We start from the raw sequence: 18,474 nt of genomic DNA on the forward strand, positions 1-18,474 counted from the left end.
AAAAAGTTAAGAACGCATTTTTTTAGCGATATGCTAATATGAGCACCTACTGTACAGGTGTTTATATCGACACATCCTTACTCAATCAGGGAATATCCGGTGAAGTTCATAAAGCCATTGCTCATATTTTCATTCGTTTGCATGATTCTTGGAGTGACCACAATTTTTGGGTTCTATTACTACCTAAAACCTCAGCTCCCAGATGTTGCGACTTTGAAGAACGTCCAACTACAAACGCCAATGCAAGTTTTCAGTCAAGATGGGAAACTGATTGCCCAATTTGGTGAGAAACGACGCATTCCTCTGAAACTTGATGACATCCCGCTTCAAATGCAGGAAGCCTTCATTGCGACAGAAGACAGCCGTTACTATCAACATTACGGCATTGACCCGATTGGTATTGCCCGTGCGGCAGTGGTAGTGGCGGTAGCAGGATCTGCGAAACAAGGCGCGAGTACCATTACTCAGCAGCTAGCTCGTAACTTCTTCTTGTCGAATGACAAAAAGATCATGCGTAAAATCAAAGAGATTTTCATCGCAATCCACATTGAGCAAGTACTGAATAAACAAGAAATTTTAGAGCTTTACCTAAATAAGATTTACCTAGGCTACCGCTCTTACGGTGTCGGTGCGGCTTCTTTAACTTACTTCGGTAAAGAGCCAAAAGATTTAACTTTAGGTGAAATGGCCATTATTGCTGGCTTACCAAAAGCGCCTTCGACCATGAACCCTATTTATTCAGTGGATCGTGCCAAAACACGTCGTCATGTAGTGCTAGTGCGTATGCTTGAAGAAGGTTACATCACGCAGCAAGAGTTTGATGAAGCGGATGCTGAACCTATCGATGGCAAATACCACGGTGCTCACATTGAAGTTAATGCCCCTTATGTGGCTGAACTGGCGCGTTCTTGGGCAGTGAAACGCTACGGTGAAGAAGCCTACAGTTCCGGCATGCAAGTTTACACAACCGTTAAATCGAACCTACAAGAAGCAGCCAATGAAGCGGCTATCGGCAACCTACTCAATTACGATGAGCGTCATGGTTACCGTGGAGCAGAAGCGGTGGCATGGAAACCACAGGATACTCCTTTCACCAAAGAAGAAATGGATAAATACCTGAAAGACAAGCCAACTTTCGGTCTTATTCACCCTGCGCTAGTGACGAGCATTTCTCAGCGCTCGGCGACGGTGTATATCAAAAACCGTGGCGAACAAGCTATTGAATGGGATGGTTTGAAATGGGCTCGTAAATACTACAACGATAAACGCCAGGGGCCAGCACCAAGCAAAGCCTCCGACATGCTAGAAATTGGCCAGCAAATTTGGGTTCGTCCTATGAGGGTTTTACAAGAAAAACCTGCCGTAGAAGAAACCGAAAATGCATTGGCTGAACAGCAAAGCAATGACCCACTGGCTGATGCAGCATGGCAGCTAAGCCAAGTGCCAATTGTGAATACGGCTTTTGTTGCACTTAACCCAGATGATGGAGCAGTGTTATCTTTGGTTGGTGGCTTTAACTTTGTACACAGTAAATTTGACCGTGCCACGATGGCAGAGCGTCAAGTGGGCTCAAGTATCAAGCCATTTATTTATTCGGCAGCAATGGATAAAGGTTTAACGTTGGCAACATTAATTAATGATGCGCCAATCAACCAATGGGATGAAGGTCAAGGTACTGCATGGCGTCCGAAAAACTCGCCACCGGTGTATTTAGGCCCAACCATGATCCGTCGCGGTTTAGCACAATCGAAAAACGTGATGGCAGTAAGAACACTCCGTCGTGTCGGTTTGGATAATGTTCTTGATTACTTACCTCGTTTTGGTTTTGATCCAGACAAACTGCCACATTCAGAAACTATCGCATTAGGTGCAGGAAGCTTAACACCGCTGAAAATGGCGCAAGGTATCTCTGTATTTGCTAACGGAGGTTACTACGTAGAGCCATACTACATCGACCATGTTAACGATCCGTACGGTAACTTGCTATTCCGTGCTAATCCGACCGAAGTATGTGGTGACAACTGCTCACAACAGCCTATTGTGGTTGATGATAAAGGCACTGAAGAAATGCCAAAACATGCGGAAAAAGTGATTTCACCGCAGACGGCATTCCTTGTACGCGAAATGATGTACAGCAACATTTGGGGTGGCGGTGTCTGGAGTAACGGGACTGGCTGGAATGGTACAGGCTGGCGTGGTCAAGTATTGAAACGTCGTGACATTGGCGGCAAAACCGGTACCACCAATGACTCTGTCGATACTTGGTATAACGGTTACGCACCAGGCATTGTAGCCACGACTTGGGTTGGTTTTGACCAAGCAAACCGCCCACTCGGTTATACTGCGGCGAATGCTAACTTTGATCGCAAAGAGCAATACAATGGCGGTGAGTCCGGTGCCACAACAGCACAACCAGCCTGGGTAGACTTTATGAAAGTTGCCCTAAAAGATGTACCAGAACAAAAAACACAATTACCACCGGGTATCATCCGCGTGCGCATTGACCGCGATAGTGGCTTATTGACACGTAAGAACGATGATTCATCAATGTGGGAATACTTTGAAGCTGGCACCGAGCCGACGGAGTATGTCTCTGACGAACAAGGTACTGATCTTTACTCAGAAGATGAAGATGGCGATAGCTTGTTCTAAGCCTCATTCTTTCTACTGATAAACAATAGGCCATCGCATTGATGGCCTATTTTTTTGTCTTACTAAATTCCAACCGTTTGAGAAACAAATTTCGCTAATTGTTCAAAACGCTTACGCAAAGGTGACCCAGGTCGATATACCAATACAATCTTACGACTTGGTGTAGGATTGACCGCTTTTAGGTAACTGACCCCATCTTTAACCTTTTCTTTTGGCACAGATAATTGCGGCAATAGTGTGACCCCACCACCGGCAGCCACCATATTACGTAAAGTTTCCAAACTGGTCGCTTTAAAGCGTTCATCATCACTGGCTCCGGCTGCAAAACAAAAGCCTAGTGCTTGATCGCGCAAACAGTGCCCATCACCAAGAGACAACACCGTATGTCCTTTCAATTCATGCATATCCAACTCATCGTTTTGAGCCCAAGGATGATTTTCTGGCACTGCCATCATCAAGGGCTCATTAAACATATCAAGTTCAATAAATGGCTCCGTCTCCGCTACTGAGGCTAAAATAATGCAATCTAAACGGCCTTCTTCCAATTGACGCACTAGCTGATTGGTTTGCGCTTCATGTAAAAATAACTCTAAATCTGGAAAGGCTTTTTTTAGCGGCTGCACAATCAAAGGCAAAAGGTAAGGTCCAATCGTTGGAATAAAACCAATATGCAGTGGACCGCTCATGTCTTTACCTTGCAAACTGGCCATCTCAGTAAAGGTTTTTACCTCACCAAGTACCCGCTTAGCTTGAGCCACCAGCTGCAAACCAGAATCGGTAAACAAAACTCGACGGCTACTTCTCTCGAGTAAAGAAGTCCCCAGTTCATCTTCCATTTTTCGTATTTGGCCACTCAAAGTGGGCTGACTCACAAAACAGGCCTCCGCAGCTTTGCGAAAGTGTTTATGCTCAGCTAATGCCACCAAATATTCAAAATCTCGGATATTCACGATTTAGACTCCGTAGTTAAAACTTAACCATTAAAGATTTATGGTTAAAAAATTTATGTTTATTAAAAGATTAGTAATGAGAAGAACTATAGTTAAAAACTATCAAAACAATAGCACTAAATGATTGGAGCTATCAAAGATTTTTGACCATATTTAAAGCGTTGGAGTTATAGCACGGACTTTCTGCACAAGGTTAGCCGTTCTATAACAAGTCGCGCACTCGACTACTTTTGAGGCCTCCCTTTTGGCCTCTTTTTTCTGCCAAACAAAAACAGAGGAGCAGAATATGAAAAAACTTCTGAACAACATGCGCAGCATGCAAGCAGGCTTTTACGCTGCCCTTTATTTCAGCGCAGAGCACGACACTCACTATTATTGGCAAGAGGACGAATAATGATGAGAGATCGCCTAATAAGAAAAAACCCCGTATCCAAGCCGGTTACGGGGCGCTCTTAAAAAACCATAGGGAGATTTTAAATTAAGAAAAAGCAGTGTACTTAGTATGAGTCGCTATTGAGTTGAAAGTTCCATTTCAGTCACTTCTTTATTTAATTTTATTTGCTGCAACGGCAACAACGAACAATGTAGCCGCCAAATTAAACCCGCCAATTTCACTTCTCCCGAGCGAGCTAATTGCTCACCCAGCACTTGAATATGCTGCAGTGAATCCGTTAATATCCCTTCATCTTGCTGATAATGAAAATGCCAGTCATGCGATTTAAAATAGGCTTGGCGAATGCGGATATTTTTGAACACCACCGTTAAATAGTGCGTCACTTCCGTCAATACCAAGCGCGCTTCTTCATTGTGTTGCTGACGTAACCGCTCCACAATGCTGTGGCAATTTAGGATCACAATCCCTAAGCGCAGTAGACCTATTCGTGTATCCTTATCTTGGCTTTGGCTCAATCGATTAATACCATCGAATACAAGGCCTTCAAACTCTGCACCATCAATCTTGCCGTTCTCACTCAACTGATACACCATCGACATACGCAAGAACTTGGCAATGCGTAATCCTTTTCGGCGATCCGAACTTGGCTTAATAATGCCAAAGGCAAAAATCGGCACAATAGAGCCAATTAACATTGCAATGCCAGAGTTTAGATACGTGCCGAAATCATAGGTTGGTGGGTTAGTGATCATCATAAAGGAACCCAGCATCACCACTAGCAATGCCCAAAACGCCCCTTGCTTCGGGTACTGTAAACGCAATAAATGCGCCGTGATCAAAAAGACAAAAATCACCACCGCAAACTGAACGAACTCTGACACCTGAACCATTAAACCGAATTTAAGGAAGAAGCAGACAACAAATAAAGCCACCAACGCATTCGTTTGTGCCAGCATAGCCGGCTTCGCTACCGGATAAGTGGCAAATAGCACACAGCTCACTCCAGCCAGCATTGCAGCGCCATAGCCCATACTCCAATTGCTTTCTATCCAAAACACACTCACTAACATCAAGCATGAAAAAGTGCGGAAGGCATTTAATAGTGCTTCAATACTGTCAGTATGACGACGTACCCGAGAGCGTTTTGGCATCACACCAAGCTGAATCACCCCGGTTTTGGTCCCGTTTTCTAATCCTTGTAGAATTTGCTCTGTCCGCAAAAAAGCTTTACAAAACTCCCTTAAGCGTAACCAGAATGCGTGGTATTTATAATCATGCTGCTCTTGCGGGCGAATAGTTGCGAGAATTTTACACAGCTCATATTGATTTACATTCGCGCTGGCGAGAAACGTTTGCAGCTCAAGTAACGTCTCTTTGATTTCTTGGGGTGCTTCAGGCCAGTTAAGCAACATACGACGCAGGCTCGACATCGAACTGGTGATGCTTAATTGCTGTTGCAAAACATGGTGTAAATAAGGGTCTTGCTCTCTCAACTGCTTATGTGTCCAGAAGGCTTGAATACGCAATAGATTCATCGACAAGATCTGATTGATCATTGAATGATGCGATTGACCTATGGTTTCTTGATTAGGATGGTCACTTTGCAGTAACAGGTTAAAGTGCTCCAGCAGGCGGTTTTGTGTATTTCTCAAGGTCGAAAGCAAGGTTTGTCCATCCGATGTGCTAGGCAAAATCATCATCATCACGCCAGCACAGACAATACCTAGTACCACTTCACATACCCGAGCTTGAGCGACTGTAAATAACGTATGTATATCGGTGGTATTGACCATACCATAAGAAATAATCGCAGCTGTATAGCCACTTAACGCAAAGGCATACGCCACATTATTCTCAAAATGGCTGGCGACATAAGTACAGATAGACAGCCACATCGCCATGTAAAAAACAAAGAGCCACGGCTCATTGATCGAGTAACCGACAATCAAAATCGATGCAAATGCGCCAATAAAACTTCCCACAATTCGACCTAGACTTTTACTGATCACGCCACCAAAAGTCGGGAACCCCACTACCGCCGCAGAGGTCATCGCCCAATAGGGTTTATCTAATTCCAGCACAAACCCTATATACAAAGCTAAAATGATGGCAATCGAATTTCGAAGAGCATATCGCCATTGAGGAGCCGTTGCTCTCCCCCACGGTGTTTGACGAATATCTAGCCATTGAAACGTCATCTTCGCTTACTCGTAATGCACAGAAATCGTACAGGTTGTACCCGCAATCAAACGCAGGTCTGTCGGTAAATCGGTCAATTTAAAGCGAACAGGTATACGTTGGGCCAAACGAACCCAAGGAACGTTAGGTTGAATATTGGCAAGCAATTCCGACGATGCACTTTCACTTTGATCGACAATGCCTCGGCCAATGCTTTCTACCACACCGGTGAGCTTTTGCTGATTTGAATACAGAGTGATATCGGCTTTATTACCTTTTTGAATGTGTTTGAGCTTGGTTTCTTCAAAGTAGCCTTGCACATAAAACGAGTTAGCATCAATCAAACCAATCATCGCCACCCCTAACAACGCATAGCGACCTTCTTTGGCTTTAAGGTGACTAATGTAACCATCCACCGGTGCATAGACTTTGCTTTGAGATAATTTCCAGTGTGCCTTTTCTAGTGAGGCTTGCGCCGATTTTAATTGTGCCTGAGCCGAATTAGCCGCAATGCGTGCTTCATCTAACTCTTCTTTTGAAATCACATTCGCTCGCATATTACGGCGACGAGTATATTCATTGTTGGCTTTTTCTAAGTTGGATTTGGCTGTGGCTAAGCTGGCATCCGCTTCTTTGATTTCAATTTCAAAAGGTACAGGATCGATCTCCATCAACAGATCGCCTTTTTTGACAAACTGGTTATCACGGATAGGAAGATTCACCACCACGCCATTGACGTTTGCTGCAATATCCACGACATCGGCTCGAATTTTTCCATCACGCGTCCAAGGAGATTGCATGTAGTAATTCCACATCCACCAAGCCGCACACAGCGCTACAGCAAACACAATTAAGGTTGAGAAATATTTTAATGTTTTCAAATTAGTACCCAATCAACAGTAGTAATGCGACAAAAATAGAAAGAATAAAGAGAGATAAATTCATCAAAGTCGGATGCCAGACTTCACCAGAATACATCCAATCACGTAATACTCGGTTAACGCCCGCCCAAATTAACAGCCCGAGAAGAAACGCTTTGAACATAGGTGGAAAATAGATGGATGCCCCGACAATCAAGTCAGGCAGTGGTAATCCAAAATGGAAAAAATCAATGTTCACATCATATACCTTTGGTGAGTGACCTTAGTGACAGCAGACAGCACGAACTGATATTTCACCTGTCAAATAACAAGTAAATACACAGTCCATGTATGATTCTAGCGTTTAAATGATTAGGGCGTGTTTATCTTTCGTGATGATTTTTGCAGCGGCTTTGGGATTTGCAGTGAGAAAATGTTTAAACAAAGAGTACCGCCAATCCAACGAATTAAGCGAAATTATACTCTGAACACCGTTTTTTGTTTAGTTCATTTCCTTATAAAAAAAGCAGACTTAGAACAAAAAGCGCACTCATCGGTGCGCTTTTTGAACGATTATTGATATGGCTTATGCCACGCTGACTCTCATAATCACTTGTTCATTCAAATTGATTTCTAATGCCACTTCATCACAAGCATGTTGACGTGGACATTGGTCGCAATCTTTCAGTACCTTTTCTGGTAATAAGGTTTTCGAAGTCGGAATAAAGTCTTGCTTCATAAAGAACTCAGGCACGCGAGTTAGCACAAACACTTTCTTAATCGCCATTTGACGCGCTTTATCCACCAAATGCTTAATGATGGCAGCGCCTTGGCCCTGACCTTGCCAACCGGCTTCAACGCCCAGTGAGCGAATTTCCGCAAGACCTGAGTCATATACGTATAAAGACGCACAACCGGTGACTTCGCCGTGATGCTCCGATACTGCAAACGAGCCAATATCGCGAATCAGTTCATTACGGCTACGTGGTAAGTTTTCACCTAGGCTTGCCCAATACGCCACCATACCTTCTAACGCGTCGATATCAGTAAGACGAGCCGCACGCACGGTAACACCGGAGTTATCACGATCATCCAAACGTTTCTGAGCTTGATTCACCGCATACGCCACTTGCTTCGGCGAAACGCCACCCAGTGCTGAACGTTTTTCTAAGCACGAGTCGATGGTTAAAATCTCGTACACGTCTTCTTCAATCACAGGTGAGAAGGCTTTCAAATCTTGCAGCGACAATTCTTCCAGCGCACAAGATTTCTCAATCGCACTCACCACTGCCACACCGACAATATGGTGCGCTTCACGGAATGGAATACCTTTCGCCACCAAATAATCGGCTAATTCTGTCGAGTTTGCGTAACCTTGTTTCGCCGCTTCGAGGGTTCTATCACCGTTCACTTTAATGCCGTCAAAACACAATGCCGCCATTTCCATGCAATCATTCCAAGTATCGAGCGCATCAAATAAGCCCTCTTTGTCTTCTTGCATGTCTTTGTTGTACGCCAAAGGCAAGGCTTTAACCGTCATCATCATGCCAGCTAAAGAGCCATACACACGGCCAGTTTTACCACGGATCAACTCAAGCGCATCCGGGTTTTTCTTTTGCGGCATTAGAGATGAACCAGAGGTCACGGTATCAGCCAATTCAATAAAGCCCGATTCACCCGAGTTATAAAAGATCATGTCTTCAGCTAAGCGAGATAAATGCAGCATCGAAATCGAGGCTACTGACATCAGCTCCATCACATGATCGCGATCGGAAACCGAATCTAGGCTGTTACGAGTCGCGCGTTGAAAACCAAGGTTATGTGCCAGTTGCTCACGATCCATCGGATAAGCCGTTCCCGCCAATGCACCAGAGCCAAGCGGGCAAGTGTCCAAACGTTTGATCGCATCAGACAAACGCGAATAATCACGTTCAAACATTTCCACATACGCCAAACACCAGTGTGCAAAGGTCACGGGTTGGGCACGTTGTAAGTGCGTGTAACCCGGCAGAACCGTACCTTGATGGTCACGGGCGACTGACACCATTTGCGATTGCAAGCGATCCAACGCAATAAGTAGTTGGTGACCTTGCTGACGACACCACAATTTCAAATCGGTGGCCACTTGGTCATTACGTGAACGGCCCGTATGCAGCTTTTTGCCTAAATCACCAACACGGCTGATCAATTGTGATTCGACCCAACTGTGAATGTCTTCAGCATCCGATTGCAAAATTTGCTCCGGATCTTCCATCACCGCCAGTTTGAGTTCATTCAATGCCAATTCAAGTTTTTGCTGCTCTTCTTCCGTCAGTACACCTACCGAAAGCAACGCTTTAGACCAAGCGATTGACCCCACAATGTCTTGCTCAGCCAATCGGTAATCAAAGCGCAATGAATCATTGAACTGTTTAAACCGAGTGTCTGCTGCTTGGGTAAATCTTCCGCCCCATAATGCCATTGTGAATCTCCTGCTTAGTCCATTGTATTGTCGAGTTTCGAACACTTCGTTTCTCGTAGCTAGAACGCTACGCTTCTCGAGTTTCCACTTTTTTATATTTTTAGTGTGTCTGGTATTCAATATAGTTAAACAAAATGCTCATGAATCAAAGCGTACACTTTCGATTCACGAGCATTCGAGCCACGAGACTCGTTTCTATTTCTTCTTCGCTTCATTCAAAGCGCGAATGCGGCTTGATAATGAGTATAGACGGATGAAACCGCCTGCATGGCTTTGGTCGTACACTTCATCAGCACCGAAAGTAGCAAACTCTTCTGAGTACAAGCTGTTTTCAGAACGTTTTTGCGTCACAGTCGCTTGGCCTTTGTACAGTTTGATCACCACTTCACCATTCACATCTTGCGCCAGTTCTTCTGTAGCTGCCAAGATAGACTTACATAGTGGTGTGAACCAACGACCATCGTATACTAGGTGAGAGGCTTTCAAACCTAGCTCTTCACGGAATTCAAACGAGGCTTTATCTAGCACTAATTGCTCAACTGCACGAAGCGCTTCCATCATGATGGTGCCTCCCGGAGTTTCGTAACAGCCGCGAGATTTCATTCCAACTAGACGATTTTCCACGATATCGATACGACCCACACCGTGTTTCGCGCCTTTTTCATTTAAGTACACCAAGGCTTGGTATGGCGATAGCGCTTTACCATCAACGGCAACCACGGCGCCTTTTTCAACTTTTAGTGACACATATTCTGCTTCATTTGGCGCTTGCTCAGGATCAACCGTCCATACCCAGCAATCTTCGTTTGGTGCATTCCACGTATCTTCTAACACACCACCTTCGGTTGAAATGTGCCATGCGTTAGCATCACGCGAGTAAATCTTAGTTAGAGAGGCAGTACACGGAATATTACGCTCTGCTAGGTAGTCCAAGCATTCTTCACGGCTGACTAAGTCCCACTCACGCCATGGTGCGATCACTTTCAGATCAGGAGCAAGTGCGGCAAATGCGCCTTCGAAACGAACTTGGTCGTTACCTTTACCGGTACAACCGTGACACAAAGCATCCGCGCCCACTTTACGTGCCACTTCTACTTGTGCTTTCGCAATGATTGGACGCGCCATTGAAGTCCCTAGCAGGTATTTACCTTCGTACAAGGCGCCCGTTTTTAGGGTTGGGTAAATGTAATCCGCCACCATTTCTTCTTTAAGATCGGCGATGTAGCAATCCGAGGCACCCGAAGCAATGGCTTTTTCTTTGATGCCAACTAATTCTTCTTCACCTTGGCCTACATCCGCCACAAAAGCGACCACTTCACATTCGTAGTTTTCTTTTAGCCACGGAATGATAACGGAAGTGTCCAAGCCACCAGAATAAGCGACTACCACTTTGTTGATGCTTGATTTATCAACGCTTAATTTACCCATTGTACTTCTCCCAAAATTTGATATTGCCTTCCTTGGAATCACGCACGCTAATCTAGCGTTCATTTGTTCAGCGTTGATCCGTGGATAATGTAAAATAAAATCCCCTCTCACCATTAAGGTAAGAAGCGTGTTCCAATGCTGTTGCCAGCAAATAATTCAGTTAATTTTTGTGGATTCTTCCAGCCTGCGACTTCGATCGCGCGGCCCAATTCTTTTGCCGCATCCAAAGCCGCCTGCACTTTGACGATCATGCCATCGGTGATCACGCCTTGCTCAATCAACGCATCCGCTTGAGTTTGATCGAGCGCGGCAATCAATTGTTTATCACCATCGAGCACACCAGAAACATCAGACAATAGCGCCAATTCGGCATCCAAGGCTGTCGCCACCGCTACCGCCGCTTGGTCTGCATTAACATTCATCAATTGGCCATCAAGAGTAATGCCAATCGAGCTAATGATCGGCAACGCGCCAGTATTTAAAATCGCCTGCAGTACCGCGCCATTACCGGATTTTGCTTCACCAACCGCACCTAGCTCTTCCGATAATTGCGTGACTTGGCACAATCCGCCATCCGCTAAACTCAAACCTACCGCCGTCAAACCTAGCTTCATCGCCTGGCCTTGCAACAATTTATTGGCCGTTCCTGCTAATGCACCACTGATGTAATTAATGTGCTCAAAAGGGGTCACGCGTAAGCCGTTTTTCTTCACGGTTTCAAGCTGCAGCTTATCCATTAACTCATCAACTAAGTAACCGCCGCCATGCACGATGACAATCTGACGCTGAGCTTGTTGTTGATAATTCGCAATGGTTTGGAACAATAACGCCAGCGTGTCGGTATCCGATAATACCGCCCCACCTAATTTGATCACTAAAGGATTTAAACTCATTGCTTCGCCTTATACTAACGCGGTTAAAACCGGGAAACCGTAACGCAAGTTCAAACATTGCATCGCTTGGCTAGACGCGCCTTTAAGCAAGTTATCAATCGCTGACATCACAATGATGTGTGAACCTTGTACTTTCCAATGAATATCGCAAAACGGCGTATTTTCGACATTTTGCAGACGTGGAATAGTATCGAGTAAACGTACCGCAGGTTTACCTTGATATGCCTGTTCAAATGCTTGTTGAATATCCTGCTCACTGACGCCATCAGCCAATTTCATGGTAATGGTCGCAAGAATGCCGCGTTTGAAATTACCTAAATGAGGTGTGAAAATGACATCGCAGCCAAGATGAGAAGCGATTTCAGGTTGATGACGGTGGCTAAATACACCATAAGGTTGCAGACTCACTTCGCAGAAGCTATTGGTCATCGTCGCTTTACGACCAGCGCCCGTTACACCACTGGTGGCATTGATGACCGGCCATTGGTTAAGGTCAAGCAGTTGAGATTCAACTAAAGGTTTGATCGCCAATTGAGAAGCGGTTGGATAACAACCTGGAACGGCAATCAACTGAGATTGAGCAATTTGCTCTTCATTCCATTCCGCTAAACCATAAGCGGCTTGTTCCAGCCATTGGGTTTGCGTATGTTCAAAACCGTAATATTGCGGATAGAAGCCATCCGCTTTAACGCGATAAGCGCCCGATAAATCAAATACGGTACAGTCATTGGAAAGGAAAGTCGGAGCGAGATCGTGGCTGACCTCATGGGCGGTGGCGAGAAAGACCACATCCGCTTGCTGAGCGATGTCATTGGCGTCAGTCAAAGGCAAAACAGGCAAATCAACTAAGCCTTTCAATTTACCGTGCAGATCGGAGATAGGCTTACCTGCATCAACACTATTCTCTGATACATATAAACCCGATAGCGTGAGCTGTGGATGCTTATCCACCATTAACGCCAACTCTGCACCTGTGTAGCCACTGGCACCAATAATCACTGTTTTTAGCATACTCACCTATCCATTTGTTTGTGTGCTAATGTTTCCATTTAGTCTCTACGATATCAGCGGTTCATGACCACTGCAATGAGAGAGTTCAATCTGACTACACACTCTTTAAAAACTGCAATATGTGATTTTTTATTCACAAATAATGATTTAATATGTGTTTTATCGTTTTCTTAGCTTCTTGTCAATAGAAAGCGAATAACGCACAATGGTGAAAAGCTTGATGGATAAGGTCTGTCTTCTTTCGTGACTCAATTTGGTTCGAGCTAAAAACCGAACTTTGCATCAGAATAAATGGAATTATTATGACAATACCGAATTTTAAAGAGGTTTACCGTGACCTTATTTCCACGTCTTCCATTAGCGCGACCGATCCAACCTGGGATCAAGGTAATACGGAAGTCATTGCTAAATTGGCGCAATGGCTGAAAGATTTAGACTTTGCGGTGGAAGTCATTGAAGTCGCCGAAGGCAAACACAATTTGATCGCGAAGAAAGGACAAGGGGAAGGTGGACTGCTTCTCTCTGGCCACTCCGACACGGTGCCATTTGATGAAGGTCGCTGGAATTATAATCCGCACGCCTTAACAGAAGATAACAATCGTTTCTATGGTTTAGGCACTGCCGACATGAAAGGCTTCTTTGCGTTTATCTTAGAAGCGGTGAAAAAAGTCGATTGGTCAAAACAAACCAAGCCGCTTTATATTTTGGCTACTTGCGATGAAGAAACCAGTATGCTTGGCGCTCGCCACTTTACTGAATCGTGTTTAAATGGGGATGCGCCCTATAAACCCGACTATTGTATTATTGGTGAGCCGACCAGCCTCAAGCCCATTCGCGCCCACAAAGGCCACGTTGCCAACGCCATTCGCGTTACAGGTCACTCTGGACACTCGTCTAACCCAGCGCTGGGCGTCAATGCCATTGAAATCATGCATGAAGTGCTGTTTGCATTAATGCAACTACGTAATCAATTGATTAAAGAATACCACCACCCAGGATTTGATATTCCAACCCCAACGTTAAACCTAGGTCATATTCATGGTGGTGACAGCGCCAACCGTATCTGTGGTTGTTGTGAACTGCACTACGATGTACGTCCACTGCCGGGCATCAGCTTAGATGGGCTAAACAACATGCTCACCGCCGCGCTCAAAGAGGTGCAAGAGAAATGGCCAGGTCGTATTAATATTACTCCTTTGCATGAAGCGATCCCAGGTTACGAATGTCAACATGATCATCCGTTTATTCAAAGCATGGAATCACTCACCGATATGCCATCGGAAACTGTCAACTATTGCACTGAAGCGCCATTTTTACAGCAAGTGTGTCCAACTCTCGTCATGGGGCCTGGCTCGATTGACCAAGCACACCAGCCTGATGAATTCTTAGCGTTTGAATTTATCGATCCAACCATCAATATCTTGACCAAATCCATGTATGAGTACTGCTTCCGCTAGTAATATCGGTTCGGTGAAGTTAGTAACATCAGTAAGTAAAGATAGTTTGCAGATTTAACGCTTTATCCTGATCGCTACTTTATTGATATTAAGAAAACAACGTGGCTTTTGGGCCTAATGAGTAAAAATTGAAGCACACCGCATTAAGCGCTTGGCGATACCGAGGGCTGTACCCGAATTATGGTATAGATAACAAAGTGTTCGCTCGACAAGATGAAAAATTGTACCAATGAAAAAGAACTGATTCACATCAAGAAGGTTGGTATTATTTTTTCACAATAGCGGCAAATATTTGACTCAGTGCAAATAATTTCGCTAGATTGTAATGCTTAAAAATTAAATGGATGTAATTAAATTACAAGGTGAAACGACGATGAATGAAAAATATGCCGCTTTAAAGAGCAATGTTCGCATGCTCGGTGACTTACTCGGCGCAACCATTCAAGAAGCTCATGGTGAAGAGATTCTTGATAAAGTTGAAACCATTCGTAAGCTTTCTAAATCAGCTCGCGCAGGGAATCAGGAAGACAGGGAAAACTTGATCGAAGAGATCAGAAACCTTCCTGACGATCAACTCACTCCTGTGGCGCACGCTTTTAGCCAATTCCTTAACTTGACCAATATTGCAGAGCAATTCCACACTATTTCACGCCACTGTGAAGAATACGTGTGTGAGCCTGATGCGATTGAATCATTATTTGGCAAACTGGCGTCCAACAACATCAGTAAAGAAGATGCGGCGCAAGCCATTAAAGAATTAAACATTGAGCTAGTACTGACGGCCCACCCGACCGAGATTGCGCGTCGTACTATGATCAATAAGCTGGTCAAAATCAACGATTGCCTATCTAAACTCGAGCTTGGTGACCTTTCTAGCCGTGAACGTGTTCGTACTGAACGCCGCCTAGAAGGTTTAATTGCTCAGTCTTGGCATTCCGATGTTATCCGCCAGCAACGTCCAACACCGCTTGATGAAGCGAAATGGGGCTTTGCAGTAGTAGAAAACTCTCTATGGCAAGCGGTACCTGAATTCCTACGTGAATTTAACGGTCGTGTGAAATCATTCACTGGCGAAGCACTGCCGATTGATGCTCGCCCTGTGCACTTTTCTTCTTGGATGGGCGGTGACCGTGATGGTAACCCAAATGTAACTCACCCAATTACCGCGGAAGTCCTACTGTTATCTCGCTGGAAAGCAGCCGATTTATACCTCACTGATATTCAAGATTTAATCACTGAATTATCAATGACAGTATGCAATAACAAAGTCCGTGAGCTATCTGGTGAAGAACACGAACCGTATCGCGCTATCCTAAAACGTCTGCGTACTTTATTAAATAACACCTGTGCCGTGCTGGATGCTCGCATTAATGGCACCGAAGTTCCTAACCTGCCAATCCTTGAGCGCGTGGAGCAACTTTGGGACCCACTACTGGCCTGTTACCAATCACTACACGAATGTGGCATGAGCATCATTGCGGAAGGCTCACTACTTGATACGCTACGCCGTGTTAAGGCATTTGGTATCCATCTTGTGCGCCTTGATATTCGCCAAGAAAGTACCCGCCATTCTGATGTGATTGCCGAAATGACCCGTTTCTTAGAAATCGGCGACTACGACCAATGGTCAGAAGATGAAAAAGTACAGTTCTTAATTAAAGAGCTCAGCTCAAAACGCCCTCTTCTGCCTCGTAATTGGGAGCCTTCTCCTGAAGTACAAGAAGTGCTAGATACTTGTCGTGTGATGGCGGAGCATCCTCGTGAAGCCTTCGGTTCTTATGTTATTTCTATGGCGCGTACCGCTTCTGACGTATTAGCGGTTCACTTAATTTTGCAAGAGTGCGGCTGCAAGTTCCGCATGGACGTGTGCCCACTATTCGAAACGCTGGATGACTTGAACAACTCTGAAACCGTCATGAAGCAGTTGTTCTCACTCGATTGGTATCGTAACTTCATCAACAACCATCAAATGGTGATGATCGGATATTCTGACTCAGCAAAAGATGCAGGTGTAATGGCTGCGGGCTGGGCTCAGTATGATGCGATGGACAAACTAGTGAAAGTCTCTGATGCGGAAGGTATCGAGCTAACGCTATTCCATGGTCGTGGCGGTACCGTCGGACGTGGTGGTGCTCCAGCGCATGCTGCACTACTTTCACAGCCACCTCGCAGCTTAAAAGGCGGCTTGCGTGTAACAGAACAAGGCGAAATGATCCGCTTTAAACTGGGTTTACCTGATGTTGCGGTTAACAGCTTTAACTTGTACACCAGCGCTATCCTTGAAGCGAACCTACTGCCACCACCAGAGCCGAAAAAAGAATGGCGCGAATTGATGCAAACCATTTCGGATGTGTCTTGTGATGCTTACCGTGGCATTGTCCGTGGTGAACCAGACTTCGTTCCTTATTTCCGCGCAGCAACGCCAGAGCTAGAGCTTGGTAAATTACCACTAGGCTCTCGCCCATCAAAACGTAACCCGAACGGTGGTGTTGAAAGCTTGCGTGCGATTCCGTGGATTTTCTCTTGGAGCCAAAACCGTCTAGTGCTTCCAGCCTGGCTTGGCGCTGGTGAAGCTATCCAGCACGCGGTCGATCAAGGCCACCAGCCAATGCTAGAAGAAATGTGTCGTGAATGGCCATTCTTCTCAACGCGCCTTGGCATGCTAGAAATGGTTTACTCGAAATGTAACATTGATATTTCTCGTTACTACGATCACCGCTTAACTGATGAGTCATTATGGCCGCTTGGCGAGCGTCTACGTGAACAGTTGCAAAAAGACATTGTCACCGTTCTGAACGTGGAGAATAACGAGAACTTGATGCAAAGCGATCCTTGGGGCTTAGAATCCATTCGCTTACGTAATATCTACGTTGAGCCATTGAATATGCTGCAAGCAGAATTGCTATACCGTACACGTCAAACAGAAAACCCATCTTCTGAACTCGAAGAAGCGTTAATGTTGACCATTGCGGGTATCGCAGCAGGTATGCGCAACACCGCATAATCTTTGGCTTTTGAGCAATAAAATCAAACCGCGCTGATTAAGGTCAGCGCGGTTTTTTGTTTTTGCCATGCACTTCTAAAAAGTCACGTATAAAAAAGGCTGATAAACCTAAATTTATCAGCCATATATAAACAACTTTAAAGGAAAAATTAACGCGGACGCACACCCAAAGTATGGCAAAGTGCGTAAGTCATTTCAGAACGGTTAAGCGTATAGAAGTGGAAATCCTTCACCCCTTCACGGCTTAATGTGCGCACCATATCAATCGCTTGGCTTGCTCCGACCATTTGACGCGTCACAGGATCGTCATCCAAACCTTCATATTGTTTTGCCATCCAACTTGGAATACGTACGTTGGTCATATCAGCAAAACGCTTCGCTTGCTTGTAGTTAGAAACCGGTAAAATGCCAGGAATAATTTCCACATCAATGCCCGCTGTTACGCAGCGATCTCGAAAACGCAGGTAGCTTTCAACATCAAAAAAGAACTGGGTAATCGCACGGTTGGCACCGGCGTCTACTTTACGTTTCAGGTTAATCAGATCAGCTTGCGCATTTTTCGCTTCTGGATGCACTTCAGGATAAGCCGCCACAGAAATGTCAAAATCTGCCACGCTTTTTAGCAACTCAACCAAATCTGATGCGTACATATCCGGCTTGCCGCCACCTGGTGGTAGATCACCACGCAACGCTACGATATCGCGAATACCGTTGTTCCAGTAATCTTGTGCGATTTCTTTTAATTCTTCACGAGAAGCATCAATACAAGTAAGGTGTGGAGCTGCGATTAGACCAGTTTGATCTTTGATTTCTTTGATAATCGAGTGGGTACGATCACGTTCACCAGAGTTGGCACCGTACGTCACGGAAACAAATTTAGGCTGAAGTGTCTTTAAGCGATGAATTGAGTTCCACAAGGTTTCTTCCATCTTCTCACTGCTAGGTGGGAAGAATTCAAACGATACGTTGATTTTACCTGCTAAATCAGCCACGTTGTGATTTAGCGCATCAATATGCCCTGCATGTGAATAACTCATGTTTAACTCCCTGTGGCTTTGCCACTCACTAAAATCGCTTACCTAAAAAACTAGAAAATATCTCAGATGCATCCTTAGCCGCTGATATATTCAAATCAAACTCATTTGGACGTCTATATGTCTACAGAATGTATTGAATGGGATCGAAT

12 protein-coding genes are annotated in these 18,474 nt (G+C 44.9%); 3 read left to right on the plus strand and 9 right to left on the minus strand.

All coding sequences use genetic code 11. The features are described from left to right. The first annotated feature begins 99 nt into the window (after positions 1-99). Positions 100-2,652 carry a penicillin-binding protein 1A gene (locus Vgang_RS11090; protein ID WP_105902872.1) on the plus strand — a complete coding sequence of 851 codons (2,553 nt, stop codon included), beginning with the start codon at positions 100-102 and terminating at the stop codon, positions 2,650-2,652. Positions 2,653-2,714: 62 nt separating this feature from the next. Here the strand turns inward: Vgang_RS11090 and oxyR are convergent, their stop codons facing one another. From oxyR to argC, 8 genes are all read right to left on the minus strand, one after another. Further along, the gene (gene oxyR / locus Vgang_RS11095) at positions 2,715-3,602 is read right to left on the minus strand and encodes a DNA-binding transcriptional regulator OxyR (protein WP_105902871.1); all 888 of its coding nucleotides are present in this window, start codon (positions 3,600-3,602) and stop codon (positions 2,715-2,717) included. 510 nt (positions 3,603-4,112) lie between these two features. Then, positions 4,113-6,194 (minus strand): FUSC family protein, encoded by a 2,082-nt coding sequence (locus Vgang_RS11100; RefSeq protein WP_105902870.1) that lies wholly within the window; start codon positions 6,192-6,194, stop codon positions 4,113-4,115. A gap of 6 nt (positions 6,195-6,200) precedes the next feature. Continuing rightward, the gene (locus tag Vgang_RS11105; RefSeq protein WP_245879953.1) at positions 6,201-7,055 is read right to left on the minus strand and encodes an efflux RND transporter periplasmic adaptor subunit; all 855 of its coding nucleotides are present in this window, start codon (positions 7,053-7,055) and stop codon (positions 6,201-6,203) included. 1 nt (position 7,056) lies between these two features. Continuing rightward, entirely contained in the window at positions 7,057-7,293 is a 237-nt protein-coding gene (locus Vgang_RS11110) for a DUF1656 domain-containing protein (RefSeq protein WP_170066848.1), read from the minus strand. A gap of 327 nt (positions 7,294-7,620) precedes the next feature. Beyond that, on the minus strand, positions 7,621-9,495 hold the full coding sequence (gene argH / locus Vgang_RS11115) for an argininosuccinate lyase (RefSeq protein ID WP_105902869.1): 1,875 nt from the start codon (positions 9,493-9,495) through the stop codon (positions 7,621-7,623). A 195-nt stretch (positions 9,496-9,690) separates the two neighbouring features. Further along, on the minus strand, positions 9,691-10,923 hold the full coding sequence (locus Vgang_RS11120) for an argininosuccinate synthase (protein ID WP_105902868.1): 1,233 nt from the start codon (positions 10,921-10,923) through the stop codon (positions 9,691-9,693). A gap of 113 nt (positions 10,924-11,036) precedes the next feature. Next, a complete protein-coding gene (gene argB, locus Vgang_RS11125; RefSeq protein WP_105902867.1) occupies positions 11,037-11,816 on the minus strand; it encodes an acetylglutamate kinase in 780 nt (259 codons plus the stop codon). A gap of 9 nt (positions 11,817-11,825) precedes the next feature. Next, a complete protein-coding gene (gene argC / locus Vgang_RS11130) occupies positions 11,826-12,827 on the minus strand; it encodes an N-acetyl-gamma-glutamyl-phosphate reductase (protein WP_105902866.1) in 1,002 nt (333 codons plus the stop codon). A 302-nt stretch (positions 12,828-13,129) separates the two neighbouring features. Between argC and argE the strand changes: the two genes are divergently transcribed. Both argE and ppc read left to right on the plus strand, forming a co-directional pair. Beyond that, on the plus strand, positions 13,130-14,284 hold the full coding sequence (argE, locus tag Vgang_RS11135; protein WP_105902865.1) for an acetylornithine deacetylase: 1,155 nt from the start codon (positions 13,130-13,132) through the stop codon (positions 14,282-14,284). Positions 14,285-14,657: 373 nt separating this feature from the next. Then, positions 14,658-17,288, plus strand: a complete 2,631-nt coding sequence (ppc, locus tag Vgang_RS11140; protein ID WP_105902913.1) for a phosphoenolpyruvate carboxylase — start codon at positions 14,658-14,660, stop codon at positions 17,286-17,288. Positions 17,289-17,437: 149 nt separating this feature from the next. On the opposite strand, the gene metF is transcribed toward ppc, so the two are convergent. Next, positions 17,438-18,325 (minus strand): methylenetetrahydrofolate reductase, encoded by an 888-nt coding sequence (gene metF, locus Vgang_RS11145; protein WP_105902864.1) that lies wholly within the window; start codon positions 18,323-18,325, stop codon positions 17,438-17,440. Between the last annotated feature and the right edge of the window lie 149 nt (positions 18,326-18,474).

The sequence above is a fragment of the Vibrio gangliei genome (genome assembly GCF_026001925.1).
Lineage (GTDB): Bacteria > Pseudomonadota > Gammaproteobacteria > Enterobacterales > Vibrionaceae > Vibrio > Vibrio gangliei.